General features: G+C 64.3%; 39 protein-coding genes. 38 read left to right on the top strand and 1 reads right to left on the bottom strand.

Annotated features, from left to right (window positions below; all coding sequences use genetic code 11):
* The first annotated feature begins 196 nt into the window (after positions 1-196).
* From rpsL to truA, 37 genes are all read left to right on the top strand, one after another.
* Entirely contained in the window at positions 197-571 is a 375-nt protein-coding gene (rpsL, locus tag F7O44_RS11080) for a 30S ribosomal protein S12 (protein ID WP_162450302.1), read from the top strand.
* Positions 571-1,041 (top strand): 30S ribosomal protein S7, encoded by a 471-nt coding sequence (gene rpsG, locus F7O44_RS11075; RefSeq protein WP_162450301.1) that lies wholly within the window; start codon positions 571-573, stop codon positions 1,039-1,041. The genes rpsL and rpsG overlap by 1 nt, the downstream gene beginning before the upstream one ends.
* A gap of 60 nt (positions 1,042-1,101) precedes the next feature.
* On the top strand, positions 1,102-3,207 hold the full coding sequence (gene fusA / locus F7O44_RS11070; RefSeq protein WP_162450300.1) for an elongation factor G: 2,106 nt from the start codon (positions 1,102-1,104) through the stop codon (positions 3,205-3,207).
* A 118-nt stretch (positions 3,208-3,325) separates the two neighbouring features.
* Positions 3,326-4,525 (top strand): elongation factor Tu, encoded by a 1,200-nt coding sequence (gene tuf / locus F7O44_RS11065; protein WP_162450299.1) that lies wholly within the window; start codon positions 3,326-3,328, stop codon positions 4,523-4,525.
* 625 nt (positions 4,526-5,150) lie between these two features.
* The gene (rpsJ, locus tag F7O44_RS11060; RefSeq protein ID WP_026877498.1) at positions 5,151-5,459 is read left to right on the top strand and encodes a 30S ribosomal protein S10; all 309 of its coding nucleotides are present in this window, start codon (positions 5,151-5,153) and stop codon (positions 5,457-5,459) included.
* A gap of 13 nt (positions 5,460-5,472) precedes the next feature.
* Positions 5,473-6,147 carry a 50S ribosomal protein L3 gene (rplC, locus tag F7O44_RS11055; protein WP_162450298.1) on the top strand — a complete coding sequence of 225 codons (675 nt, stop codon included), beginning with the start codon at positions 5,473-5,475 and terminating at the stop codon, positions 6,145-6,147.
* Positions 6,144-6,818, top strand: coding sequence for a 50S ribosomal protein L4 (rplD, locus tag F7O44_RS11050; RefSeq protein WP_162450297.1), 675 nt, complete (start codon positions 6,144-6,146; stop codon positions 6,816-6,818). Before rplC ends, rplD begins: the two co-directional genes overlap by 4 nt.
* Positions 6,815-7,123, top strand: a complete 309-nt coding sequence (gene rplW / locus F7O44_RS11045; protein WP_162450296.1) for a 50S ribosomal protein L23 — start codon at positions 6,815-6,817, stop codon at positions 7,121-7,123. The genes rplD and rplW overlap by 4 nt, the downstream gene beginning before the upstream one ends.
* 35 nt (positions 7,124-7,158) lie before the next feature.
* Positions 7,159-7,995 carry a 50S ribosomal protein L2 gene (gene rplB, locus F7O44_RS11040; RefSeq protein WP_162450295.1) on the top strand — a complete coding sequence of 279 codons (837 nt, stop codon included), beginning with the start codon at positions 7,159-7,161 and terminating at the stop codon, positions 7,993-7,995.
* 16 nt (positions 7,996-8,011) lie between these two features.
* The gene (gene rpsS, locus F7O44_RS11035; protein WP_162450294.1) at positions 8,012-8,293 is read left to right on the top strand and encodes a 30S ribosomal protein S19; all 282 of its coding nucleotides are present in this window, start codon (positions 8,012-8,014) and stop codon (positions 8,291-8,293) included.
* Between the two features lie 29 nt (positions 8,294-8,322).
* Complete coding sequence (gene rplV / locus F7O44_RS11030; protein ID WP_162450293.1) at positions 8,323-8,694, top strand: 50S ribosomal protein L22; 372 nt, start codon at positions 8,323-8,325, stop codon at positions 8,692-8,694.
* Complete coding sequence (gene rpsC, locus F7O44_RS11025; protein WP_162450292.1) at positions 8,694-9,554, top strand: 30S ribosomal protein S3; 861 nt, start codon at positions 8,694-8,696, stop codon at positions 9,552-9,554. The genes rplV and rpsC overlap by 1 nt, the downstream gene beginning before the upstream one ends.
* Before the next feature lie 4 nt (positions 9,555-9,558).
* Positions 9,559-9,978, top strand: a complete 420-nt coding sequence (gene rplP / locus F7O44_RS11020; RefSeq protein ID WP_162450291.1) for a 50S ribosomal protein L16 — start codon at positions 9,559-9,561, stop codon at positions 9,976-9,978.
* Positions 9,978-10,250 (top strand): 50S ribosomal protein L29, encoded by a 273-nt coding sequence (gene rpmC / locus F7O44_RS11015; RefSeq protein WP_162450290.1) that lies wholly within the window; start codon positions 9,978-9,980, stop codon positions 10,248-10,250. The genes rplP and rpmC overlap by 1 nt, the downstream gene beginning before the upstream one ends.
* Positions 10,247-10,555, top strand: coding sequence for a 30S ribosomal protein S17 (rpsQ, locus tag F7O44_RS11010; RefSeq protein WP_162450289.1), 309 nt, complete (start codon positions 10,247-10,249; stop codon positions 10,553-10,555). Before rpmC ends, rpsQ begins: the two co-directional genes overlap by 4 nt.
* A gap of 76 nt (positions 10,556-10,631) precedes the next feature.
* Positions 10,632-11,000 (top strand): 50S ribosomal protein L14, encoded by a 369-nt coding sequence (rplN, locus tag F7O44_RS11005; protein WP_162450288.1) that lies wholly within the window; start codon positions 10,632-10,634, stop codon positions 10,998-11,000.
* A gap of 3 nt (positions 11,001-11,003) precedes the next feature.
* The gene (gene rplX / locus F7O44_RS11000; RefSeq protein WP_162450287.1) at positions 11,004-11,339 is read left to right on the top strand and encodes a 50S ribosomal protein L24; all 336 of its coding nucleotides are present in this window, start codon (positions 11,004-11,006) and stop codon (positions 11,337-11,339) included.
* A 16-nt stretch (positions 11,340-11,355) separates the two neighbouring features.
* Positions 11,356-11,922, top strand: a complete 567-nt coding sequence (gene rplE / locus F7O44_RS10995) for a 50S ribosomal protein L5 (protein WP_162450286.1) — start codon at positions 11,356-11,358, stop codon at positions 11,920-11,922.
* A gap of 30 nt (positions 11,923-11,952) precedes the next feature.
* Positions 11,953-12,138, top strand: coding sequence for a type Z 30S ribosomal protein S14 (locus F7O44_RS10990; protein WP_162450285.1), 186 nt, complete (start codon positions 11,953-11,955; stop codon positions 12,136-12,138).
* A 107-nt stretch (positions 12,139-12,245) separates the two neighbouring features.
* The gene (gene rpsH, locus F7O44_RS10985; protein ID WP_162450284.1) at positions 12,246-12,653 is read left to right on the top strand and encodes a 30S ribosomal protein S8; all 408 of its coding nucleotides are present in this window, start codon (positions 12,246-12,248) and stop codon (positions 12,651-12,653) included.
* A 22-nt stretch (positions 12,654-12,675) separates the two neighbouring features.
* Complete coding sequence (rplF, locus tag F7O44_RS10980) at positions 12,676-13,215, top strand: 50S ribosomal protein L6 (RefSeq protein ID WP_162450283.1); 540 nt, start codon at positions 12,676-12,678, stop codon at positions 13,213-13,215.
* Between the two features lie 3 nt (positions 13,216-13,218).
* Positions 13,219-13,602: a 50S ribosomal protein L18 gene (gene rplR / locus F7O44_RS10975; RefSeq protein WP_162450282.1), complete on the top strand. Its 384-nt coding sequence runs from the start codon at positions 13,219-13,221 to the stop codon at positions 13,600-13,602.
* Positions 13,603-13,654: 52 nt separating this feature from the next.
* Entirely contained in the window at positions 13,655-14,272 is a 618-nt protein-coding gene (gene rpsE, locus F7O44_RS10970) for a 30S ribosomal protein S5 (RefSeq protein WP_162450281.1), read from the top strand.
* Complete coding sequence (gene rpmD, locus F7O44_RS10965) at positions 14,269-14,463, top strand: 50S ribosomal protein L30 (protein ID WP_162450280.1); 195 nt, start codon at positions 14,269-14,271, stop codon at positions 14,461-14,463. The genes rpsE and rpmD overlap by 4 nt, the downstream gene beginning before the upstream one ends.
* On the top strand, positions 14,456-14,908 hold the full coding sequence (rplO, locus tag F7O44_RS10960) for a 50S ribosomal protein L15 (RefSeq protein ID WP_162450279.1): 453 nt from the start codon (positions 14,456-14,458) through the stop codon (positions 14,906-14,908). Before rpmD ends, rplO begins: the two co-directional genes overlap by 8 nt.
* Positions 14,909-15,092: 184 nt before the next feature.
* A complete protein-coding gene (gene secY / locus F7O44_RS10955) occupies positions 15,093-16,403 on the top strand; it encodes a preprotein translocase subunit SecY (protein WP_162450278.1) in 1,311 nt (436 codons plus the stop codon).
* Positions 16,400-16,975, top strand: a complete 576-nt coding sequence (locus F7O44_RS10950; protein WP_162450277.1) for an adenylate kinase — start codon at positions 16,400-16,402, stop codon at positions 16,973-16,975. Before secY ends, F7O44_RS10950 begins: the two co-directional genes overlap by 4 nt.
* 16 nt (positions 16,976-16,991) lie before the next feature.
* Positions 16,992-17,816 (top strand): type I methionyl aminopeptidase, encoded by an 825-nt coding sequence (gene map, locus F7O44_RS10945; RefSeq protein WP_162450276.1) that lies wholly within the window; start codon positions 16,992-16,994, stop codon positions 17,814-17,816.
* Positions 17,817-17,932: 116 nt separating this feature from the next.
* Positions 17,933-18,412 (top strand): DUF1707 SHOCT-like domain-containing protein, encoded by a 480-nt coding sequence (locus F7O44_RS10940; RefSeq protein WP_162450275.1) that lies wholly within the window; start codon positions 17,933-17,935, stop codon positions 18,410-18,412.
* A gap of 239 nt (positions 18,413-18,651) precedes the next feature.
* The gene (infA, locus tag F7O44_RS10935) at positions 18,652-18,873 is read left to right on the top strand and encodes a translation initiation factor IF-1 (protein ID WP_162450274.1); all 222 of its coding nucleotides are present in this window, start codon (positions 18,652-18,654) and stop codon (positions 18,871-18,873) included.
* A gap of 67 nt (positions 18,874-18,940) precedes the next feature.
* Positions 18,941-19,054: a 50S ribosomal protein L36 gene (rpmJ, locus tag F7O44_RS10930; protein WP_129665307.1), complete on the top strand. Its 114-nt coding sequence runs from the start codon at positions 18,941-18,943 to the stop codon at positions 19,052-19,054.
* 210 nt (positions 19,055-19,264) lie between these two features.
* Positions 19,265-19,642: a 30S ribosomal protein S13 gene (rpsM, locus tag F7O44_RS10925; protein ID WP_162450273.1), complete on the top strand. Its 378-nt coding sequence runs from the start codon at positions 19,265-19,267 to the stop codon at positions 19,640-19,642.
* Positions 19,643-19,812: 170 nt separating this feature from the next.
* Complete coding sequence (rpsK, locus tag F7O44_RS10920; RefSeq protein ID WP_162450272.1) at positions 19,813-20,211, top strand: 30S ribosomal protein S11; 399 nt, start codon at positions 19,813-19,815, stop codon at positions 20,209-20,211.
* A 32-nt stretch (positions 20,212-20,243) separates the two neighbouring features.
* Positions 20,244-20,849, top strand: coding sequence for a 30S ribosomal protein S4 (gene rpsD / locus F7O44_RS10915; protein ID WP_162450271.1), 606 nt, complete (start codon positions 20,244-20,246; stop codon positions 20,847-20,849).
* Positions 20,850-20,952: 103 nt separating this feature from the next.
* On the top strand, positions 20,953-21,966 hold the full coding sequence (locus tag F7O44_RS10910) for a DNA-directed RNA polymerase subunit alpha (protein ID WP_162450270.1): 1,014 nt from the start codon (positions 20,953-20,955) through the stop codon (positions 21,964-21,966).
* A 60-nt stretch (positions 21,967-22,026) separates the two neighbouring features.
* Entirely contained in the window at positions 22,027-22,656 is a 630-nt protein-coding gene (rplQ, locus tag F7O44_RS31750) for a 50S ribosomal protein L17 (RefSeq protein WP_162450269.1), read from the top strand.
* 146 nt (positions 22,657-22,802) lie between these two features.
* Complete coding sequence (truA, locus tag F7O44_RS10900) at positions 22,803-23,681, top strand: tRNA pseudouridine(38-40) synthase TruA (RefSeq protein WP_162450268.1); 879 nt, start codon at positions 22,803-22,805, stop codon at positions 23,679-23,681.
* Between the two features lie 39 nt (positions 23,682-23,720).
* Here the strand turns inward: truA and F7O44_RS10895 are convergent, their stop codons facing one another.
* Entirely contained in the window at positions 23,721-24,179 is a 459-nt protein-coding gene (locus F7O44_RS10895) for a DUF6098 family protein (RefSeq protein ID WP_162450267.1), read from the bottom strand.
* 126 nt (positions 24,180-24,305) lie between these two features.
* On the opposite strand from F7O44_RS10895, the gene F7O44_RS10890 reads away from it, so the two are divergent.
* Positions 24,306-24,722, top strand: a complete 417-nt coding sequence (locus F7O44_RS10890) for a hypothetical protein (RefSeq protein WP_162450266.1) — start codon at positions 24,306-24,308, stop codon at positions 24,720-24,722.
* Positions 24,723-24,770: the final 48 nt, after the last annotated feature.

Below are 24,770 nucleotides of genomic sequence, written 5' to 3'. Positions count from 1 at the left end.
GAGTTTGAATTACCAATCATGCCGATCGGTTTCATCCGAGCGGGTGCGGGACCGAGACTAGGCGACACGCCCGACCGCGGGGGTCGCCAAGACCTCCGGTTTTCTCTGGTCCGGCACTAACCGGATGCGAGTCGACACAGATAGAGCAACTCCGGGGCATGCGCCCCGGCCGACCAACAAGGATGACGGAGACGTAGTGCCCACGATCCAGCAGCTGGTCCGCAAGGGCCGCCAGGACAAGGTCGCGAAGAAGAAGACGCCTGCCCTCAAGGGCAGTCCGCAGCGGCGGGGCGTGTGCACGCGCGTCTACACGACCACCCCTAAGAAGCCCAACTCAGCCCTGCGTAAGGTTGCGCGTGTCAAGCTGACCAGCCAGATCGAGGTCACGGCGTACATCCCCGGTGTGGGCCACAACCTTCAGGAGCACTCCATGGTGCTCGTGCGTGGCGGCCGGGTGAAGGACCTGCCCGGTGTTCGTTACAAGATTGTCCGCGGTTCGCTCGACACCCAGGGTGTGAAGAACCGGAAGCAAGCTCGTAGCCGGTACGGCGCGAAGAAGGAGAAGAGCTGATGCCCCGCAAGGGTCCCGCTCCGAAGCGGCCGCTGGTGGTCGATCCGGTCTACGGCTCGCCGCTGGTATCTCAGCTGGTCAACAAAGTCCTCGAGGACGGCAAGAAGTCGTTGGCCGAGAGCATTGTGCACGGCGCGTTGGAAGGCTGCCGGGAGAAGACCGGTACCGACCCCATCGTCACGCTGAAGCGTGCTCTGGACAACGTGAAGCCGACGCTCGAGGTCCGCAGCCGCCGGGTCGGCGGCGCGACGTACCAGGTCCCGGTCGAGGTGCGCGCTGGCCGTAGCACCACGCTGGCGCTGCGCTGGCTGGTCAACTACGCGCGTGCGCGCCGCGAGAAGACCATGACCGAGCGACTCATGAACGAGATTCTCGACGCATCCAATGGCCTAGGTGCCAGCGTGAAGCGCCGCGAAGACACCCACAAGATGGCCGAGTCCAACAAGGCCTTCGCCCACTACCGCTGGTAATTTCCAGCGCTGGTGATCCGGCATCCGGCCACTGACGACGTAGGAAGACGCACACTTAAGATGGCGACCGACCTCCGCAAGGTAGACCTCGCCAAGGTCCGCAACATCGGGATCATGGCGCACATTGACGCGGGCAAAACCACGACCACTGAGCGGATCCTCTACTACACCGGTATCAATTACAAGATCGGTGAGGTCCACGACGGTGCGGCCACGATGGACTGGATGGAGCAGGAGCAGGAGCGGGGTATCACCATTACCTCGGCTGCCACCACCTGTGAGTGGGACGACCACACCATCAACATCATCGACACTCCGGGACACGTCGACTTCACCGTCGAGGTCGAGCGGAACCTACGGGTACTCGACGGCGCCGTCGCAGTGTTCGACGGTGTTGCCGGTGTGGAGCCGCAGTCCGAGACCGTCTGGCATCAGGCGAACAAGTACGGCGTGCCCCGCATCTGTTTTGTCAACAAGCTCGACCGCACCGGTGCAGAGTTCCACCGCTGCGTCGACATGATCGTCTCGCGACTCAAGGCGACCCCGCTGGTGCTCCAGCTGCCCATCGGCGCGGAGGCTGACTTCCGCGGTCTGGTCGACCTGGTCCACATGCGTGCTCTGGTCTGGTCGGCGGAGACGCCGCTGGGGGAGATGTACGACACCGTCGACATCCCGGACACTCACCTTGAGCTCGCCGCGGAATACCGCGACAAGCTGCTGGAGACCATCGCGGAGAACGACGACGCGATGATGGAGCTGTACCTCGAGGGCAAGGAGCCCTCGGCGGACGAGCTGGTCGCGGCGATCCGGCGGGCCACGATCAACAACGCCATCACCCCCGTCCTGTGCGGCTCGGCGTTCAAGAACAAGGGCGTACAGCCCATGCTCGATGCCGTGGTCAGCTACCTTCCGTCGCCGCTCGACGCCGGCGCCGTTGAAGGGCACGTCGTCGACAACGAAGACGAGCTGATCACCCGGCAGCCTGACGAGGACGCTCCGCTGTCGTCGCTGGCCTTCAAGATCATGGCCGACCCGCATCTCGGGAAGCTGACGTTCGTCCGGGTTTACTCCGGCACCGTGACCGCCGGCACCCAGGTGCTCAACAGCACCAAGGGTCACAAGGAGCGGATCGGCAAGATCTACCGGATGCACGCGAACAAGCGTGAGGAGATCGAGCGGGCGAGCGCTGGACAGATCATCGCCGTGATGGGGTTGAAGAACACCACCACCGGCGACACCCTGTCCGACTCGCAGAAGCCGATCATTCTCGAGTCCATGAAGTTCCCGGCGCCGGTCATCTCGGTGGCTATCGAGCCGAAGACCAAGAGCGACCAGGACAAGCTCTCGACGGCCATCCAGCGGTTGGCTGATGAGGACCCGACATTCCAGGTTCGCACTGACGAAGACACCGGCCAGACCATCATCTCGGGTATGGGTGAACTCCACCTCGAGGTGCTCGTCGACCGGATGAAGCGTGAGTTCCGGGTCGAGGCGAATGTCGGTAAGCCGCAGGTGTCTTACCGGGAGACCATCCGGCGTAAGGTCGAGAAGGTCGAGTACACCCACAAAAAGCAGACCGGTGGTTCCGGCCAGTTCGGCCGGGTCATCATCGACATCGAGCCCACGGGCGGCGAGGGCGACGGCGGTTACGAATTCGTCAACAACGTTACCGGTGGCCGGATCCCGCGCGAGTACATTCCCGCGGTGGACGAAGGCTGCCAAGAGGCGATGGAATTCGGCGTCGTGGCCGGCTACCCATTGGTCGATGTCAAGGTCACGCTCCAGGACGGCGCATACCATGACGTCGACTCCTCGGAGCTGGCATTCAAGATCGCCGGATCGATGGCCTTCAAGGAGGCCGCGCGGCGTGCGAACCCCGTGCTCCTCGAGCCGGTGTTCGATGTCGAGGTAGCCACGCCCGAGGAATACATGGGCGACGTGATCGGCGATCTCAACTCCCGCCGTGGTCAAGTTCAAGCCATGGAGGAGCGTGCAGGCCAGCGCGTAGTCAAAGCGCTGGTTCCGCTGTCGGAGATGTTCGGCTATGTCGGTGACCTCCGCAGCAAGACCCAGGGCCGGGCGAACTATTCGATGCATTTCGACTCTTATGCCGAAGTTCCCAAGAACGTGGCTGAGGAGATCATCAAAAAAGTTCGGGGAGAGTGACCAACGAGCGAGTAATCTCGCTCGGGGGTCGTCAACCGGTTCCCGACAAAACAAGGCAGCCGAGCAGTGTACCGGCTATACGAAAACCTTCGAGTCCTAGATACGGAGAGGACCTAAAGTGGCTAAGGCGAAGTTCGAGCGGACGAAGCCGCACGTCAACATCGGAACCATCGGTCACGTCGACCACGGCAAGACCACACTGACGGCGGCTATCACCAAGGTTTTGCACGACAAGCATCCGGACCTGAACGAAGCGTTCCCGTTCGATGACATCGACAAGGCTCCGGAAGAGAAGCAGCGCGGTATCACCATCAACATCGCGCACGTCGAGTACCAGACCGACAAGCGCCACTACGCGCATGTCGACGCTCCGGGGCACGCGGACTACATCAAGAACATGATCACCGGTGCGGCTCAGATGGACGGCGCCATCCTGGTGGTCGCGGCCACTGACGGCCCGATGCCGCAGACAAAGGAGCACGTGCTGCTGGCCCGCCAGGTCGGTGTGCCGTACATCCTGGTCGCCCTGAACAAGGCCGACATGGTCGACGACGAAGAGATTCTCGAGCTCGTCGAGCTCGAGGTCCGTGAGCTGCTCACCGAGTATGAGTTCCCGGGCGACGACGTTCCTGTGGTCAAGGTCTCGGCGCTGAAGGCTCTTGAAGGCGACCCCGAGTGGGTCAAGACCGTCGAAGAGCTGATGGACGCCGTCGACGAGAACGTGCCGGACCCGGTGCGTGACTCGGACAAGCCGTTCCTGATGCCGATCGAGGACGTCTTCACCATCACCGGCCGTGGCACCGTTGTCACCGGCCGTGTCGAGCGCGGCAACCTCAACGTCAACGAGGAGGTCGAGCTGGTCGGGATCCGTCCCGGGCCGGCTCAGAAGACCACCGTCACGGGCGTCGAGATGTTCCGCAAGCTGCTCGACGAGGCGCGTGCGGGTGAGAACGTCGGACTGCTGCTGCGAGGCACCAAGAAGGAAGACGTCGAGCGCGGCATGGTCGTCGTCAAGCCTGGCACCACGACCCCGCACACGGAGTTCGAGGCGACCGTCTACATCCTGTCGAAGGACGAGGGTGGCCGGCACACGCCGTTCTTCAACAACTACCGTCCGCAGTTCTACTTCCGGACCACGGACGTGACCGGTGTGGTCACGCTTCCCGACGGCCCGGACTCCATGGTCATGCCTGGTGACGACACCACCATGAAGGTCGAGCTGATCCAGCCGATCGCCATGGAAGAGCAGCTGAAGTTCGCTATTCGTGAGGGCGGGCGCACGGTTGGTGCCGGCCACGTCACGAAGATCATCAAGTAGTTTCCGTTTGCTTGATTGACCGCTGGTCGGGTTCGCGTGCCGGTGGGGCGGGGACTTCCCGTCCCCGCCCGCTTCGGGCTCGCATTCCCTCCCACTTCGTGGGCTGGAATGCTCGCCCTACGCGCGCCCGACCACGCCCTGGACGGGAAGTCCCCGCCCCACCTTGATGGCGCGGCTTTCCGTCCGGGGTCGGTCAACACCATAGAACTCGACGATCGGTGAGCGTGGGCGGCATTTTTGTCGCGCGAGCTGGCCGGGGTAAATAAGTGAAAAAGGTCAGGTTGAGGTTGGCGGCCGGGTTGTTAATTCGGAGCCGCACCCCTTCTGATCACCGGATTGGCCAAAGACCGGTTTTCTTTGGCATACTGTTCAGGTTGCTCGGCGGAGGCCGCCGTGGCGCGCTGCCCAAAGTCAATTCGGGTGGTCGCTGCCGATACGGAGACCTCCTCGTCAGCGGCCCGGCCCGCATGGAGGGTCTGGTCCAGCCGAACTCCCCGACGAGACGCACGTCATCGGAACGTGGCGCCATGCGCCCGTTATCCGGGCGACACGCCCGACCGCGGGGGTCGGTCGAGCAGCAGCAGTATTCGGTAAGCGGTACGAAGGAAAAGGACGACTAGCAGCCATGGCGGGACAGAAGATCCGCATCCGGCTCAAGGCCTACGACCACGAGGTTATCGACACGTCGGCGCGCAAGATCGTCGACACGGTGACGCGTACTGGTGCGCAGGTTGCGGGCCCGGTGCCGCTACCGACCGAGAAGAACGTGTATTGCGTGATCCGCTCGCCGCACAAGTACAAGGACAGCCGCGAGCACTTCGAGATGCGTACACACAAGCGGCTCATCGACATCATCGATCCCACGCCGAAGACAGTCGACTCGCTGATGCGTCTCGACCTGCCGGCTGGTGTCGATATCGAGATCAAGCTCTGAGGAGCCGATTGCGATGACTATCGACGTAACTCAAGGCTCGAGCCGGGTCGTATCCGGCCTGCTCGGCGAGAAGCTCGGCATGACCCAGGTCTGGGACGAGAACCAGCAGGTTGTGCCCGTGACCGTGATCAAAGCCGGTCCCTGTGTGGTCACCCAGGTCCGTACCCCCGAGAAGGACGGGTACGACGCGGTGCAGATCGGGTTCGGTGCGCCGAATCCGCGCAAGGTGACGAAGCCGGCAAAGGGCCACTTCGACCAGGCCGGTGTGACACCGCGGCGGCATGTCGTGGAAATCCGCACCGCCAACGCCTCCGAATACACCCTGGGCCAGGAGCTCACGGCTGAAGTGTTCGAGGCCGGGCAGGAAGTCGACGTGACCGGTACCAGCAAGGGCAAGGGCTTCGCCGGTGTGATGAAGCGCCACGGCTTCCACGGCCTGCGCGCATCGCACGGTGTTCAGCGCAAGCACCGCTCGCCTGGCGCCATCGGAGGCTGTGCCACCCCGGGACGTGTGTTCAAGGGGCAGAAGATGGCCGGGCGCATGGGTGGTGTGCGGGTCACCGCGCAGAACCTAGGTGTTCAGGCTGTTGACGCCGAGAAGGGCCTGCTGCTCATCAGGGGAGCGGTGCCCGGTCCGAACGGCGGCCTGGTTCTGGTCCGCACGGCCGCGAAGGGGGCTGCGAAATGACCACGGTGTCCGTATTGGATGTCGGTGGCAAAGCGGCCGGAACGGTCGAGCTGCCAGCCGAGATCTTCGACGTTCAGGTCAATGTGCCGCTGATTCACCAGGTGGTTGTCGGCCAGCTTGCCGCGGCGCGCCAGGGCACGCACTCCACCAAGACTCGCGGCGAGGTCCGCGGCGGTGGTGCCAAGCCGTACCGGCAGAAAGGCACCGGCCGGGCCCGGCAAGGCTCGATCCGCGCTCCGCAGTTCGCCGGCGGCGGTATCGTCCACGGTCCGCAGCCGCGCGACTACTCGCAGCGCACGCCCAAGAAGATGAAGGCCGCTGCCTTGCGGGGTGCTCTCTCGGACCGCGCGCGGCACGAGCGGGTACACGTGGTCAACGGTTTCATCGAGGGCGAGCAGCCGTCGACGAAGGCCGCGCTCGCGACACTGAAGTCCATCACTGAGCGCAACAGCGTGCTCGTGGTGGTGGAGCGAGACGACGAGGTCACGGTCCGCAGTCTGCGGAACGTGCCCGAGGTCCACCTGATCCAAGCCGATCAGCTCAACACCTACGACGTGCTGTGCGCCGACGACATCGTCTTCACGAAGCCGGCGCTCGAGGCGTTCCTGGCGGGCCCGCAGAAGGGCACGTCGTCCGCGGCCGAGACCGCTGAGACGGAGGAAGCCAAATGAGCCGCACAGCTGGTAAAGATCCCCGGGACATCCTGCTCAAGCCGGTTGTCTCGGAGAAGAGCTACAGCCTTCTCGATGAGAACAAGTACACCTTCATCGTCGACCCTTCGGCGAACAAGACCGAGATCAAGATCGCGGTCGAGAAGGTGTTCAACGTCAAGGTCGTCAGTGTCAACACGGCCAACCGGCCGGGTAAGCGCCGCCGCACACGCTTCGGCATGGGCAAGCGGCCGGACACCAAGCGGGCGATCGTGGCCATCGCAGACGGTCAGCGCATCGACATCTTCTCCGGTCCGGTCTCGTAAGAGACAGACACGGACACGAGTTATCGAGGTCTGGAATGGGAATCCGAAAGTACAAGCCGACGACGCCGGGCCGGCGTGGCTCCAGCGTTGCCGACTTCGCCGAGATCACCCGGTCCGAGCCGGAGAAGTCGCTGTTGCGGCCACTGGCGAAGAAGGGTGGCCGGAACAGTAGCGGCCGCATCACCACGCGTCATCAGGGTGGTGGCCACAAGCGCCAGTACCGGGTCATCGACTTCCGCCGGGCGGACAAGGACGGGGTGCCGGCGAAGGTCGCGCACATTGAGTACGACCCGAACCGCACGTCGCGCATCGCGCTCTTGCACTATGCCGATGGCGAGAAGCGATACATCCTGGCGCCCACCCGCCTGACTCAGGGCCGCAAGGTCGAGTCGGGCCCACGGGCTGACATCCAGCCGGGCAACAACCTTCCGTTGCGCAACATCCCGGTCGGCACCGTCATCCACGCGATCGAGCTTCGCCCAGGCGGTGGCGCGAAGATCGCCCGGTCGGCCGGAGCCAGTGTGCAGCTCGTCGCCAAGGAAGGCACCTCCGCCCAGTTGCGGATGCCGTCCGGCGAGATCCGAAACGTCGATGTCCGCTGCCGTGCCACGGTCGGTGAGGTCGGAAACGCCGAACAGTCCAACATCAACTGGGGCAAGGCCGGCCGGATGCGCTGGAAGGGCAAGCGCCCGAGCGTCCGCGGTGTCGTCATGAACCCGGTCGACCACCCCCACGGTGGTGGTGAGGGTAAGACCTCGGGTGGCCGTCACCCGGTCAACCCGAACGGCCGGCCTGAGGGACGTACCCGCCGGAAGAACAAGCCAAGTGACCGTCAGATCGTCCGCCGTCGCAAGACCGGTAAGAAGCGCTGAGTCGGGAGTTACGAAGATGCCGCGCAGTCTCAAGAAGGGCCCCTTCGTCGACGAGCACCTGGCCAAAAAGGTTCAGGCGCAGAACGACCAAGGCAGCAAGAACGTGATCAAGACGTGGTCACGCCGGTCCATGATCGTGCCGGACATGATCGGTCACACGATCGCCGTCCACGATGGCCGCAAGCACGTTCCGGTGTTCATCACCGAAGCGATGGTCGGCCACAAGCTCGGCGAGTTCGCGCCCACGCGAACGTTCCGGGGCCACGAGAAGGACGACCGTCGCGCCAGGCGCCGGTGACATCCACCACGGGAATCTAGGAGTCAACGATGGAAGCAGCCAGGGCACAAGCGCGGTTCGTCCGCGTCACGCCCATGAAGGCGCGCCGCGTGGTGGACGTCATCCGTGGCCTTGACGTCGACGAGGCGTCGGCGCTGTTGCGTCATACACCCATTGCGGCGGCTGAGCCGGTCCGCAAGGTGTTGGAGAGCGCCGTGGCGAACGCGAACGACCTCACCGGAACTCAGCGTGACACGCTGGTGGTCGGGGCGGCGTATGTCGACGAGGGACCGACCATGAAGCGGTTCCGGCCGGGCGGCAAGGGACGTGCTTTCCGGATCAAGAAGCGCACGTGTCACATCACGATTGTGCTCGAGGAAAAGCAGCCGGCCGCCGCTGGCACGAAGGGAGGGACCCGCTAGTGGGTCAGAAAATCAACCCGCACGGGTTTCGGCTGGGCATCTCCACCGACCACAAGAGCCGGTGGTTTGCCGACAGCACCAACGAGGGCCAGCGCTATCGCGACTATGTGGCCGAGGACGTGGCGATCCGCAAGCTCATGACCACGGGCATGGAGCGCGCGGGCATCTCCAGCGTGGAGATCGAGCGTACGCGCGACCGCGTCCGGGTCGACATCCACACCGCACGTCCGGGCATCGTGATCGGCCGTCGTGGTGTCGAGGCCGACCGGCTGCGCTCCGAGCTGGAGAAGCTCACGGGCAAGCAGGTCCAGATGAACGTGCTCGAGGTCAAGCAGCCTGAGATCGATGCTCAGCTGGTGGCTCAGGGTGTTGCCGAGCAGTTGTCCGCTCGTGTCGCCTTCCGGCGCGCGATGCGTAAGGCGATTCAGACGACGATGCGCGCTGGCGCCAAGGGCGTCCGGATCCAATGCTCGGGCCGTCTGGGCGGTGCCGAGATGAGCCGGTCGGAGTTCTACCGTGAAGGCCGGGTGCCGCTGCACACGCTGCGCGCCGATGTCGACTACGGGTTCTACGAGGCTCGCACCACTTTCGGGCGTATCGGCGTGAAGGTGTGGATCTACAAGGGTGACGTCACGGGATCGCGTTCCGAGCGCGCGGCGGAGCAGGCTGCTCAGGCCCGCGCCCAGCAGCGCGAGCGGCGTCGTCCGGAGCGCCGTCGGCCGGCTCGAGGCGACCGCGGTGAGCGCGGCGCCGAACAGCAGGCACCGGCTGCTGCGACCGAGGCCGAGCCCACCACCGAGCCAACGGCGGCGTCCGAGGCAGTGGCCACGACCGAGACGAAGAACGAGCAGGGGGTGTGAGGTCATGCTGATTCCACGCAAGATCAAGCACCGTAAGCAGCACAGCCCGAAGCGGCGCGGTGTCGCCAAGGGCGGCACGTCGCTTGCGTTCGGCGAGTACGGAATCCAGGCGGTTGAGGGACACTACGTCACTAACCGTCAGATCGAGGCGGCTCGTATCGCGATCACCCGGCACATTCGTCGTGGCGGCAAGGTGTGGATCAACATCTACCCGGACCGTCCGCTGACCAAGAAGCCGGCCGAGACCCGCATGGGTTCCGGTAAAGGGTCGCCGGAGTGGTGGGTCGCCAACGTCAAGCCGGGCCGGGTCATGTTCGAGCTCTCGTATCCGAACGAGACCGTGGCTCGAGAAGCGCTGACGCGGGCGATTCACAAGCTGCCGATGAAGGCCAAGATCGTGACACGCGAAGCAGGTGATCTGTGATGGCCATCGGTTCGAAGAACCTCGACGCGGCGTCGCTGCGCGACAAGACCGACGAGGAGCTGACCGAAGAGCTCGGCAAGGCCAAAGAGTCGCTTTTCAACCTGCGTTTCCAGGCTGCCACCGGGCAGCTGGAAAGCCACGGCCGGTTGAAGGCGGTCCGACGTGATATCGCGCGGCTCTACACGATCATGCGTGAGCGCGAGCTCGGCATCATCCCGGTGGTTGAGCCGGAAGCCGCCCCCGAGAAGGCGGCGAAGGGTGATGCCGCATGAGTCCGACGAACGAGGACACCGCAGTGAATGACACAAGCTCTGAGAAGAACGAGCAGGCCCGCGGGTTCCGTAAGATTCGCGAGGGCCGCGTCGTCAGCGACAAGATGCAAAAGACGGTCGTAGTGGCCGTCGAGGACCGATTCAAGCACCCGTTGTACGGCAAGGTCGTACGGCGGACCCGCAAGTTGAAGGCCCACGACGAGCACAACTCCGTCACCGGCGACCGGGTACTGCTGATGGAGACCCGGCCGTTGTCGGCGACCAAGCGGTGGCGTGTCGTCGAGATCCTCGAGAAGGCGAAGTAACGACCGTTCCGCCAGGCTCGCCCGCGGGCAGCCGCTCACGGACTGAGAACCGGCGCGACAAACAGGAGCCAGAGAGATGATTCAGCAGGAGTCGCGACTACGTGTCGCTGACAATACGGGTGCCAAGGAGCTCTTGTGCATCCGTGTTCTCGGCGGCTCGGGCCGGCGTTACGCCGGTATCGGCGACGTCGTCGTGGCCACCGTCAAGGACGCCATCCCCGGTGGCAATGTGAAAAAGGGTGACGTCGTCAAAGCCGTGATCGTACGCACGGTCAAAGAGCGGCGTCGGCCGGATGGCTCCTACATCCGGTTCGACGAGAACGCGGCCGTGGTCATCCGTGAAGGCGGAGACCCACGCGGAACGCGTATCTTCGGCCCGGTCGGCCGCGAGCTCCGGGATAAGCGCTTCATGCGCATCATCTCGCTCGCTCCGGAGGTGCTTTAGATCATGCGTGTCAAGAAGGGCGACAAAGTCATTGTGATCGCCGGGCGCGACAAGGGTGTTGTCGGCAAGGTGATCACCGCGTACCCGGCCGAGCAGAAAGTGCTCGTCGAAGGCGTGAACCGGATCACGAAGCACACGAAGCCGAGCCGTACGGCACGCGGCAGCGAAGGTGGCGGAATAGTCCACCAGGAAGCGCCGATTCACGTGTCGAACGTGCAGCTCGCCGTGGAAACCGACGTCGAAGGCACGACGAAGACCGTCGGCACCCGGGTCGGCTACCGGTTCGACGACGACGGCAAGAAAGTCCGGTATGCGAAGCGAACCGGCGAGACGATTTGATGGGCAGGGAAGGCTGATGAACGACACAGCGACAACCACAATCCCTCGCCTCAAGCAGCGCTACCGCGACGAGATCGTGTCCGCGTTGCGGGACGAGTTCGGCACCGCCAACATCATGCAGGTCCCCACGGTCTCGAAGGTCGTGGTGAACATGGGCGTGGGTGAAGCGGCTCGGGACGCCAAGCTGATCGATGGAGCCATCCGTGACCTGGCCAACATCACCGGCCAGAAGCCCGCGGTGACCAAGGCTCGCAAGTCGATCGCGCAGTTCAAGCTGCGCGAAGGCATGCCGATCGGCGCGCACACCACGCTCCGTGGTGACCGCATGTGGGAGTTCCTCGACCGCCTCGTGACTATCGCCTTGCCGCGTATCCGTGACTTCCGGGGGCTCTCGCCGAAGCAGTTCGACGGGCGAGGCAACTACACGTTCGGCCTCAACGAGCAGTCGATGTTCCACGAGATCGATCAGGACAAGATCGACCGGGTGCGAGGTATGGACATCACGGTCGTCACCACTGCTACGAACGACGACGAAGGGCGCGCGTTGCTTCGGCATCTCGGTTTTCCCTTCAAGGAGCAGTGACCACGCGACCATGACCAGGGAGAACTAGACGTGGCCAAGAAAGCGTTGATCAACAAGGCCAAGCGGAAGCCTAAGTTCGCGGTTCGGGCATACACACGGTGTCAGAAGTGTGGCCGTCCGCACTCGGTGTACCGCAAGTTCGGTCTGTGCCGGGTGTGCCTGCGCGAGATGGCGCACCGCGGTGAATTGCCCGGCGTGACGAAGTCAAGCTGGTAATCGTCAACCCGGTCATTGGCTGAGCTGATTGGCCAAGCTGGTGACATACCCCCATCGCCGTAGGTCCGAGCATCGGAAACCCCGGCGGGAAAGTGGCACATACGACCATGACCATGACTGATCCCATCGCAGACATGCTGACCCGTCTGCGCAACGCCAATTCGGCATACCACGACACCGTGGCGATGCCGCACAGCAAGCTCAAGGCGCACATCGCCGAGATCCTCAAGCAAGAGGGCTTCATCAGCAGCTTCAAGGTTGAAGACACCCCCGAGGGTGTCGCCGGCCAGTCGCTCGTGTTGACCCTGAAGTACGGACCCACGCGGGAGCGTTCCATCGCCGGCCTGCGCCGGGTTAGTAAGCCGGGTCTGCGGGTGTACGCCAAGGCGAACAACATGCCCAAGGTTCTCGGTGGTCTCGGCGTCGCGATCATCTCGACATCACACGGCTTGCTCACGGATCGAGCAGCCACCAAACAGGGAGTAGGCGGGGAAGTCCTCGCTTACGTCTGGTAGCGGGAAGGAGTGTAGAAGGAACATGTCGCGTATTGGCAAACTTCCCATTCCCGTCCCCGCGGGTGTCGATGTGTCCATCGAAGGTCGTGGTGTCACGGTCAAGGGACCGAAGGGAACGCTCGAGCACACGCTGCCCGAGACGATCGATCTGGAGCGTGCCGAAGACGGCACCCTCGAGGTGCGGCGTCCGGATGACGAGGGTCGTAACAAGGCGCTGCACGGGCTGACCCGCACACTGGTGGCGAACATGGTCACAGGCGTCACGAGCGGATACGAAAAGAAGCTGGAGATCGTCGGCGTCGGGTACCGCGTCACCGCGAAGGGCTCGAATCTCGAGTTCGCGGTGGGTTACAGCCACCCCATCCTCGTAGAGGCCCCGGAGGGCATCACGTTTGCGGTGGAGTCGCCGACCAAGTTCTCGGTGTCGGGCATCGACAAGCAGCGGGTTGGTCACATCGCGGCCCGCATCCGCGGTCTGCGGCCTCCGGAGCCGTACAAGGGCAAAGGAATCCGCTACGCGGGCGAGCATGTCCGGCGCAAGGTCGGAAAGGCTGGTAAGTAAACGATGGGTATCGCGATCAACGGTCGCGTACGGCGGGGCGACAAAGCTTCCGCGCGGGCGCGGCGTCACCTGCGGGTTCGTAAGAAGGTCAACGGAACGGCCCAGCGTCCGCGGCTGGTTGTCAGCCGGTCGCTGAGGCACATGGTGGCCCAGGTTGTCGACGACACCACCGGCCACACCATCGCCTCGGCTTCGAGCATGGAAGCCGACCTGCGTGCACTCGAGGGTGACAAGCGTGCGAAGGCACGTCGCGTGGGCGAGCTGGTGGGCGAGCGGGCGAAGGCAGCCGGCGTCGAGTCGGTGGTTTTCGACCGCGGAGGCAACCGGTACCACGGCCGGGTCGCGGCGGTGGCCGACGGCGCCCGTGAGTCGGGCCTGGAACTTTAGATCCGAGGGCGACCAATGAGATCGACGACGAATTCGAAGGAAAGAGGACATCATGGCTGAACCACAGCGCCGCGGTGGCGGTGCGGGTGGCGAGCGCCGCGAGCGCCGTGGCCGTGGCGACCGCGACAACCGTCGCGGTGACGGCGGGGCGGACAAGACCGCTTACATCGAGCGCGTCGTCGCCATCAACCGAGTCGCCAAGGTCGTGTCCGGTGGCCGTCGTTTCAGCTTCACCGCGCTTGTGGTGGTCGGAGACGGCGACGGCACGGTCGGAGTGGGCTACGGCAAGGCCAAAGAGGTGCCGGCGGCTATCGCCAAGGGCGTCGAAGAAGCCAAGAAGCAGTTCTTCAAGGTGCCGCGCATTCAGGGCACGATCCCGCACCCGGTGCAGGGCGAGAAGGCCGCAGGCGTAGTACTGCTACGTCCCGCCTCTCCCGGTACCGGTGTGATCGCGGGTGGTCCGGTCCGCGCCGTGCTGGAGGCGGCGGGTATCAGCGACATTCTGAGTAAGTCGCTGGGCTCGTCCAACGCGATCAACATCGTGCACGCCACGGTTGCGGCGTTGCGCCAGCTCGAGCGGCCGGAGCAGGTGGCCGCACGGCGCGGGTTGCCGCTGGAAGAGGTGGCACCGGCAGCGCTGCTTCGGGCCAGAGCGGAGGCGAACTCGTGAGCAGCCTTCGCATCCGACAGGTCAAGAGCAAGATCGGCGGAACCTCGGTGCAGCGCGATTCGTTGCGTTCTTTAGGTCTGAAGCGAATTGGCGACGAGGTCGTCAAAGACGACCGTCCCGAGATCCGCGGCATGGTGAAGACGGTGTCGCACCTCGTCACCGTCGAGGAGGTTGACCAAGGCGATGAGTAATCCATCCCCGCTCAAGCCGCACCACCTGCGACCGGCTCCGGGCGCCAAGAAGGCGAAGACCCGGGTCGGCCGTGGTGAGGCGTCCAAGGGCAAGACCGCCGGCCGCGGAACCAAGGGAACCAAGGCACGCAACCAGGTACCTGCTCGCTTCGAGGGCGGTCAGATGCCGGTGCACATGCGGTTGCCGAAGCTGAAGGGATTCAAGAATCCCTTCCGCACCGAGTACCAGGTCGTCAACCTGGACAAGCTGGCCTCGCTGTACCCCGAGGGTGGAACGGTCACAGTTGACGACCTTGTCGCCAATGGTGCCGTACGCAGCGGTCACCCGGTGAAGATCCTCGGCAGCGGCGAAGTCACGGTCAAGCTCGATGTGACAGTGCACGCGTTCTCCGGCTCCGCCAAGGAAAAGATCGCTGCCGCTGGCGGCAGTACAACTGAACTGTAGGAATCGTCTGTCCGGGCGCCCGGTGAACTTGCTCCGCGCGGCTATCGCCGTGCGAACCAGAGTAGGTCCTGGGCGGCCGGATAGGTTATCGTCCCGGGAGTGGGAAACCGTGTGGCGGTAGCCCGCTGACGGTTTCTCATCACCCAGACCCGGCGGCGTCGCCGGCATCCAGGAGGCAGCCAAAGTGCTCAGAGTGTTCGCTCAGGCGTTCCGTACGCCTGACCTGCGCCAGAAGCTGCTGTTCATGCTGGGCATCATTGTGCTGTTCCGGCTTGGTTCGGCCATACCCACGCCGAACGTCGACGTGAATTCGGTCAAGATCTGTACCGAACAGGCTCGGGAGTCAGAGGGCTTCGGGCTATACGGGATGCTTGACCTGTTTACTGGTGGAGCTCTGCTCCAGCTGGCGATCTTCGCGCTCGGGATCATCCCCTACATCACAGCCGCGATCATCTTCCAGCTGTTGACTGTTGTCATTCCGAAGCTGGAGGCCCTGAAGAAGGAAGGGCAGTCCGGTCAGGCGCAGATCACGCAGTACACGCGATACCTGACGATCGGCTTGGCAGTTCTGCAGTCCACCACCATCGTCACGCTCGTGGAGAGTGGCCGGTTCTTCCCGCAATGTGGTGAGGACATCGTCGTCAACAACTCTGTTGCGTGGCTGGCGATCATGATCCTGACCATGACGGCCGGTACCGCGGTGGTCATGTGGCTGGGAGAGCTCATCACCGACCGGGGTATCGGCAACGGGATGTCGCTGCTGATCTTCACCCAGATCGTGGCCAGTGTGCCGAGCATGTTCTGGAACATCCAGGTCACTCGCGGCTGGGGCATCTTCTCTCTGGTTCTCGTGGTCGCCCTGGTTGTGGTCGCGCTGATTGTCTTCGTCGAGCTGGCGCAGCGTCGAATACCGGTCCAGTACGCCAAGCGGATGGTCGGGCGGAAGATGTACGGTGGCTCGTCCACATACATTCCGCTGAAGATCAACCAGGCTGGCGTCATCCCGGTCATCTTCGCGTCGTCACTGCTTTATGTACCGATGCTGGCCGCGCAGTTCAACGCCGATACTGCGTGGGCAGGCTGGGTCGAGCGGCACTTCCAACGTGGGGACCACCCGCTGTACCTGGCGTTCTACTTCTTCATGATCGTCGGATTCGCCTTCTTCTACGTGAGCATCACGTTCAGTCCGAAGGACATCTCGGACAACATGAAGAAGTACGGCGGCTTCGTTCCGGGCATCCGGGCAGGCCGGCCGACCGAGGAATACCTGACCTACATTCTGAACCGCATCACGTCCGCAGGCTCGATCTATCTTGGGCTGGTGGCACTGTTGCCACTGATGGCGTTCAACGTCATCAATCCGGGCCAGGGTATGGCGTTCAGCAATACCTTCGGAGGCACCAGTATCTTGATTATGGTCGGGGTGGGCCTCCAGACGGTGCAGCAGATCGAGGGCCAACTTCAGCAACGCAACTACGAGGGTTTCTTGAAGTGACGCGTTTACTGATCATGGGCCCTCCTGGGTCCGGCAAGGGGACCCAAGCCGAGCTGGTGGCGGAGTATTTCGGCGTTCCGGCGATCTCCACCGGCAATATCTTCCGAGCCAACGTCTCCGAAGGCACGCCGCTCGGTATCGAAGCGAAGCGATACATGGACGCCGGCGACTACGTACCGGACGAGGTCACCAACAACATGGTTCGGGACCGGCTCTCGCAGCCGGACGCCGCCGGCGGTTTTCTACTCGACGGATATCCGCGAACCACCGCGCAGGTGGACTTTCTCGATTCGGTGCTGAGCGAGCAGAATGCTTCGCTGGAACATGCCATCGAACTGGTTGTCCACGAAGACGAAATCGTGTCCAGGCTGTTGAAGCGTGCGGCCGACGAAGGCCGCACGGACGATTCCGAAGAGGTCATCCGCAACCGGCTCCGGGTTTACAACGAACAAACCGCGCCGTTGACGGCGCTGTACGCCGAACGTGGCGTGCTGGTCCGGGTCGACGGAACGGGTCCGATCGAGGAGGTCGCCGTCCGGGTCGAGAAGGCGATCACCGCGGACGGCCGGTAGCTGGACAGCCGGACTGATGCGGACACGGCGTTCGGACTTGGAGATCAAGAGCGAGGCTGACCTCGCGGGCATGCGAGCGGCCGGGCGTGTGGTCGCCGAAATTCACGCCGTGATGCGCGAGGCGGTGCAGCCAGGTGCCACCGGGCTGGAGTTGGACGCGATCGCCCGTAGGGAGCTTTCGGCGCGCGGCGCGACGTCGAACTTCCTGGGCTACCACGGGTTCCCCGCCACGGTCTGCGTCTCCGTCAACGACGTCGTGGTGCACGGCATCCCGAACGACACACCCTTCGAGCCGGGTGACATCGTGTCGCTCGATTTCGGAGCGGTTCTGGACGGCTGGCACGGCGACGCCGCGGTGACCATTCCGGTCGGCGAGGTGACCGACGACGTTTCACGGCTGCTGATCGACTGCGAGGACGCGCTCTGGGCCGGTATCGCCGCGATGCAAGCGGGGGATCGCCTGCGTGAAATCGGGTCGGCTATCGAGCGTCTGATCCGGTCTCGTGGCCGCTACGGAATCGTCGAAGAGTACGGCGGGCATGGCATCGGGACGGCGATGCATCAGGATCCGCATGTCATGAACTACCGGACCCGGCAACGCGGCCCCAAGCTCGAACCCGGCCTGTGCCTGGCGATCGAGCCGATGATGATTCTCGGCGATGCCGATACGTACACCATGGCCGATGGTTGGACGGTCAAGAGTTCCGATGGTGGGTGGGCGGCTCATTTCGAGCACAGTGTGGCTGTGACCGAGAATGGGCCGTTTGTGCTGACCGCGGAAGACGGCGGCGCCAGCCGGCTGGCCGAGTTCGGCATCGCGGCCCCGATCGATCTGGCCTGACATCGTTGGCCGAGTGCGCAGTGCGGCGCTTACCTGAGCGCACGTCGGGGACCCCGAGGCGCGAATAGGGGGCTACCCCTATGGTGAGCCTGTCTTGAAAGGCCGATACTTGAGGCATGGCGAGTCGGCCCGATATGCGAGCGAGTGATTCCGACCGGGAGCGGGTGTCGGAGATACTCCGTGATGCCCATGGTGACGGGCGCCTTGGCCAAGAGGAGCTCTTGGAACGGCTGGACGCCGTGTATGAAGCCAGGACCTACCACGACCTCGACCAGGTGATCGAGGACCTCCCGCTGGCGCGGCGCCCCGGCGGGGACATAGCCGGCCAGATCATGCGTCGTCCTCGTTCGGAGCCGAAACCGCCTAGCCGGATCACGGTGCAGCGGGTGGCCAGGACGCTGCTCACGGTGAGCTGGTGGATGTACGGCGCCACCGTGGCGTTGTCCATGATGATCTGGTTGCTGGTGCTCGCGACCACGGACGTCGGGGCTCAGTACTTCTGGCCGTTGTGGGTGGCCGGACCTTGGGGCGTGTTGCTTGGCGCCGGCGAGCTCGCTTACCGTCGGCGGTGGCCGGATCGCTCCGTTCGCCCGTGAAGAGACGCGCATAGGCCGGTAGCCGTACGCTGCGCCGACGGTTTGGCGTAACGGTGCATGGTGGCGTAGAATCTGGCGTTGGCCCACTGTGGCCTACCTGGTCGCGCCCTCGCGGCTGATCCCCTGGTGAATGGGTAGTTGGGGATGAGGGACTATCGGGTTTCATCGCCGGAAACATCCATGGCGGTGGCAGCAGTGTGCCAAAGGCAGACGACCAAGACCGAAGAAGTGCGGAGGCTATGCCGAAAAAAGACGGGGTCATCGAGATCGAGGGCACCGTGGCCGAGGCTCTCCCGAACGCCATGTTCCGGGTCGAGCTCGACAACGGTCACAAGGTGCTCGCGCACATATCCGGCAAGATGCGCCAGTACTACATCCGGATTCTCCCGCAGGATCGGGTTGTGGTGGAGCTGAGTCCGTACGACCTGACCCGCGGTCGCATCGTCTACCGCTACAAGTAACCATCCACATGTGTTGAGGCGCGGGCCCTGTCCGACCCCGCAGCACGCGTTTGATGAGAGAGATCTGATGAAGGTCAAGCCGAGCGTCAAGCCCATGTGCGACCACTGCCGAGTGATTCGTCGTCACCGTCGGGTGATGGTGATCTGCAGCAACCCGCGTCACAAGCAACGACAGGGTTGAGAAGAAGGCTGCAGCCACGCTCACCCGGGCCAGTCGCCTGACACAACTGAATACTCAATGAACAGCGTGCCAGCAGCTATCACCACCGGGGGCAGCCTCGTCAGGTGATAGCCAACCCCCGGAGCGAAGGCCGGGGCTCGGGGCCGGCATCGGCTCGATACGAGACGCGGCGCGCACAGACCTTCGTTTATCTAGGAGACAAGAGACTCAATGGCACGCCTCGTTGGTGTCGACCTCCCGCGCGACAAGCGCCTGGAAGTCGCTCTGACTTACATTTTCGGCATCGGCCGTACCCGTTCGCTCGAGACGTTGAAGGCAACCGGCATCAGCCCGGACCTCCGTGTCAAAGACCTCGGTGACGACGAGCTCGTGAAGCTTCGTGACTGGATCGAGGCCAACTACCAGACCGAGGGTGATCTTCGCCGCGAAGTCCAGGGTGACATTCGCCGCAAGATCGAGATCGGCAGCTATCAGGGCATCCGGCACCGCCGTGGTCTCCCAGTCCGCGGTCAGCGCACGCACACCAATGCCCGTACTCGCAAGGGCCGTAAGAAGACGGTGGCCGGCAAGAAGAAGGCCGGTAAGTGAGCTTCGTGGTGTGTCAGGCATCGCCTGACGCCGTTCCCGCCCGCGGCTCGTTCCTCGCCGATGCCCGTCCGAACCCCGAACGGCGTCAGGCGATACCTGCCACTCGAAGCGGTCGGGTGCGAAGCATGAACGCTGACTACAACAGACTTTTCTTGACAGGAGATCACTAAATGCCGCCAGCAAAGGGGCGCACTACGAAGGTGCGTCGTAAGGAACGAAAGAACGTCGCTCATGGTGTCGCGCACATCAAGAGCACGTTCAACAACACCATCGTGTCCATCACTGACCCGCAGGGCAACGTCATCTCGTGGGCCAGCGCAGGGCAGGTTGGATTCAAGGGCTCGCGCAAGTCGACGCCGTTCGCCGCGCAGATGGCCGCTGAGGCAGCGGCTCGCCGGGCGCAGGAGCACGGCATGCGCAAGGTCGACGTCCTGGTGAAGGGCCCGGGATCAGGCCGTGAGACCGCCATCCGATCGCTGCAGGCCGTCGGTCTGGAGGTCGGGTCGATCTCCGACGTGACCCCGCAGGCGCACAACGGTTGCCGTCCGCCCAAGCGCCGGCGCGTCTGAGCCGCACGAGACCCGAGGAGATCTGAACCACCATGGCTCGTTACACCGGTCCTATCACCAAGAAGTCGCGTCGGCTCGGCGTCGACCTGCTCGGCGAGGACAAAGCCTACGAACGCCGCCCCTACCCGCCCGGCCAGCACGGACGGGCGCGACAGAAGGAGAGCGAGTACCGCGTCCAGCTGCACGAGAAGCAGAAGGCGCGTTACACGTACGGCGTCCTGGAGAAGCAGTTTCGGCGCTACTATGAAGAGGCGAACAAGACCAAGGGTCGCACCGGCGAGCGGCTGCTGCAGATTCTTGAGTCCCGTCTTGACAACGTCGTCTACCGAGCAGGTCTTGCGCGTACCCGCCGGCACGCCCGGCAGCTCGTCGTCCATGGCCACTTCGTGGTCAACGGCCGCAAGGTCAACGTCCCGTCGTACCAGGTCAGCGCACACGACGTCATTGACGTTCGGGACAAGTCCAAGGAGATGACGCCGTTCATCATCGCTCGCGAGACGCACGGCGAGCGCCCGGTCCCCGCGTGGCTCGAAGTCATTCCCAACGCCATGCGGATCCTCGTCCACCAGCTTCCGACCCGGCAGCAGATCGACACGCCGGTGCAGGAACAGCTGATCGTCGAGTTCTACTCTAAGTAAGGCACCACCAGAAAACGTCATGGTGCTGGGCGGGCTGCCGCTCGTCCAGCACCGTCCCTGATCGCGGCCGTCATATAGCGGGCGTCGCGGAAAGGAAGTTCCCGTGCTCATCACCCAGCGTCCAAATCTCAGCGAAGAGTCGCTGTCGGATTACCGCTCTCGGTTCACCATCGAGCCACTCGAGCCTGGCTTCGGCTACACGCTCGGCAACTCGTTGCGCCGTACGTTGCTGTCGTCGATTCCCGGCGCGGCCATCACCTCAATCCGGATTGACGGTGTGCTGCACGAGTTCACCACCATCCCCGGGGTCAAGGAGGACGTCACCGACGTCATCCTGAACCTCAAGGGTCTGGTCGTGTCCTCGGAGCACGACGAGCCGGTGGTCATGTACCTGCGCAAGCAGGGACCGGGCGCCGTCACCGCGGCGGACATCGCGCCGCCGGCCGGCGTCGAGGTGCACAACCCCGAACTGCACATCGCCACCCTGAACGGCAAGGGCAAGCTCGAGATGGAGCTGACGGTCGAGCGCGGCCGTGGCTACGTCTCCGCGGTTCAGAACAAGCGCAACGACGCCGAGATCGGCCGGATTCCGGTCGACTCGATCTACTCGCCGGTGCTGAAGGTGACCTACAAGGTCGAGGCCACGCGGGTTGAGGGGCGCACCGACTTCGACAAGCTGATCGTCGACGTCGAGACCAAGGCTGCGCTGCGGCCTCGTGATGCCCTTGCTTCGGCCGGTAGCACCCTCGTCGAGCTGTTCGGCCTGGCGCGGGAGCTCAATGTCGAGGCCGAGGGTATCGAGATCGGCCCGTCGCCGGTCGACGCGCAGCTTGCCGCCGATCTCGCGTTGCCGATCGAGGACCTTCAACTCACGGTCCGGTCGTACAACTGCCTCAAGCGGGAGGGCATCCACACCGTGGGTGAGCTGGTTTCGCGTAGCGAGGCCGATCTGCTCGACATCCGCAACTTCGGGCAGAAGTCGATCGACGAGGTCAAGGCCAAGCTGGTCACTATGGGCCTCGGGCTGAAGGACAGTGCCCCGGGCTTCGACCCCACCGCGGCTGTGGACAGCTACGGTGACGACGACCAGTCCTTTGCCGAGGACGAGCAGTACTAACCGTCATGACGCCTCTGGACGCCGAGGCCGACTACTGACAACACAGGAGAGAAGATCACGATGCCCACGCCCACCAAGGGTGCTCGCCTGGGCGGTTCGCCGTCGCACCAGCGTGCGATCCTCGCCAACCTGGCCACTGCGCTGTTCGAGCACGGTCGCATCACCACCACCGAGACCAAGGCTCGTCGGCTGCGCCCGGTGGCGGAGCGGCTGATCACCAAGGCCAAGCGAGGCGACCTGCACGCTCGGCGGCAGGTAGCGAGCACGATCCGTGACAAGGAGATCGTGCACGTCCTGTTCACCGAGATCGGGCCGCGCTACCAGAACCGCAACGGCGGCTACACCCGCATCGTCAAGGTCGGCCCCCGCAAGGGCGACAACGCACCGATGGCTGTCATCGAGCTCGTTGAGCCGCTGGCAGAGCAGGTCGTCGAGGAAGCAACCAGCGCCACCCGGCGTGCGGCGGCTGACACCGCGGCTCCGGCTGCTGAGGCAGCGGACGAGGCCAACGTGACCGCCGATGCGGCCGACACTTCGAAGGCCGAGCCGACAGCCCCCGAAGCGGCTGTCGACGAAGCCGAGGGGTCCCAGGACGAGCCGGAGGCCGCCGCTGACAGCAGCGACGACGCCAGCGAGTCCGTGGACGCCGAGTCGGACGACAACGCCTCGGACGACGAAGCGAAGTCCTGACCACACCGGTGATCGTGAGCAGATTTGCGCCCATTCCCCCGGTGATCGTGAGCGATATGAGGTCGCTATAGCGACCTGATTCGGTACACGATCACCGAGGGGGAGAGCAGAAAGCCGCGCATGATCACTGAACCGTTGAGCGACGCATGATGCAGCCCACCGAATCCCGCACCCGGGACGGTGGGCTGCTGCGTGTGCGCTTGGACGTCGCCTACGACGGAACCGACTTCTCCGGATGGGCGAGACAACCAGGCCGGCGGACCGTGCAGGGCGTCCTCGAAGAGGCACTCGGGATGATCCTGCGCAGCGAATCGCCACAGCTCACCGTCGCCGGCCGGACCGATGCCGGGGTGCATGCGCGGGGCCAGGTCTGCCATGCCGACATCGCGTCCTCGGCCTGGCAGGCGGTGCCTGGGCGCTCATCCCGGCGCCCTGAGCAAGCTCTGGTGCGGCGCCTCGCGGGTGTGTTGCCGGACGACGTGCGAGTCACCGCCGCCAGCATCGCGCCGGCCGGATTCGATGCACGCTTCTCGGCGACATGGCGTCGTTACGTCTACCGGGTGTCGGACCGTCCGTATGGCGTCGATCCGCTCGTGCGATCACACGTGCTGCGACATGATCGCCCGCTCGACCTGGAAGCGATGAACGCGGCCGCCGTCGGTCTACTCGGTGAGCACGACTTCGCTGCGTACTGCCGGGCGAGAGAAGGCGCGACGACGATCCGTGCGCTGCGCGCGCTGCACTGGGAGCGAAACCTTGACGGGGTTGTGTGCGGCACCGTCGAGGCGGACGCGTTCTGTCACAATCAGGTCCGGGCCATGGTTGGTGCGCTGCTCTCGGTGGGCGACGGGCGTCGTCGCGTCGATTGGCCGGCGACGGTGTTGTCGCGTCGTTCCCGTGACTCGGCGGTTGTTGTGGTTCCGCCGCACGGGCTGACTCTCGAACAGGTCGGCTATCCGCCGGATGCTCAGCTAGCTGAACAGGCGCGTCGGACGCGGCGGGTCCGCACCCTGCCGCCTGGTTAGGCCGGGCCGCGTTGCGAGGCGGCGGAGGACCCTTGGTGGTCAGCTTGCCACCCGGCGCCGGCGGTGGCCGTTCTTCGAATCGTTGCCGACGTCGAAGCACGACTGGTACCGATCCCTGGCTTCGCGGATGACGGTGTCGTCGAGCCAGGCCACTGGTTGCACGTCGGTCACGAGGGGTTCGTGGTCAGGACCTCTGCCGACAACTCGTCCCTGCAGGAGCCACGGACGTCGTTGTTCGGTGAGTCCCAGGTCGGCGTACTTGCAAATCCTGCGGGCGAGCCAGTCTATGGCCGGCCGCGGCCACCACGGTTCCGGTGCGATCGTGGTCACCGAGAGGCCGGGCATCTCCACGCCGGACTCGTAGTCCCGGCTTGTGGGTGACAACAGATCCACCTCAGGCCCTTCGGATTGCCGGAGGAAAAGTCCGGGCCTGCACCTGACAAGCTCGTTCAAGGTGTGTAGGTCGGGAACGACCGGCAACTCGCGACCCCGCAACATGTGCGCATTTGTACCCGGGCACCACAGGAATATGCGTGCCGATCAGGTGGGTCCACGGCGGTCGGACGACGGAAACTGGGGGATCTCCCTGAGACATCCGGCGGCCATGACGCGTAGCCTGGAGGTATGGGCACTTTGATCTCGATTCTGGTCGCCGTCCTCGGCACAGGCATGGTTGCCGTCTCCGTCCGGGAGGTCCGAACCAAGGGCGCTGCCGCGGCATTGCAGATGGCAGCGTTCGGCCTCTTGCTGGTGGGCGCCTCCGCGACCGGTTTGGTCCGCTTCGTGACCCAGATCGCCTTCAACCCGCTGGCGTGGATCGGTGTTGGGCTATTGTCGCTGGCAGGTGTCTTGTTCGTGGTCGGGCAGAAACTCGAAGGCCCCTCCGCCAAACCGGAGAAGACCAAGAAGGTCGAGGAGTCCGGGAAGAAGAAGCCCGCCGTTGAGCAGTCCCCCAAGGGCAGGAAGAAGTCCAAGGGCGACGATGTCGACGACGATTTCGACGACATCCAGGCGATCTTGCGCAAGCACGGCATCGAATAGGGCGACCAGATAACGGCGGCCGGGCAGCTGCCCGGCCGCGGCGCGGCC

It is taken from the genome of Phytoactinopolyspora mesophila (genome assembly GCF_010122465.1).
In the GTDB taxonomy this organism is placed as follows: Bacteria; Actinomycetota; Actinomycetes; order Jiangellales; family Jiangellaceae; genus Phytoactinopolyspora; species Phytoactinopolyspora mesophila.
Note: the sequence above shows the minus strand (reverse complement) of the source record. Positions and strands in the feature narration are given on the sequence as shown.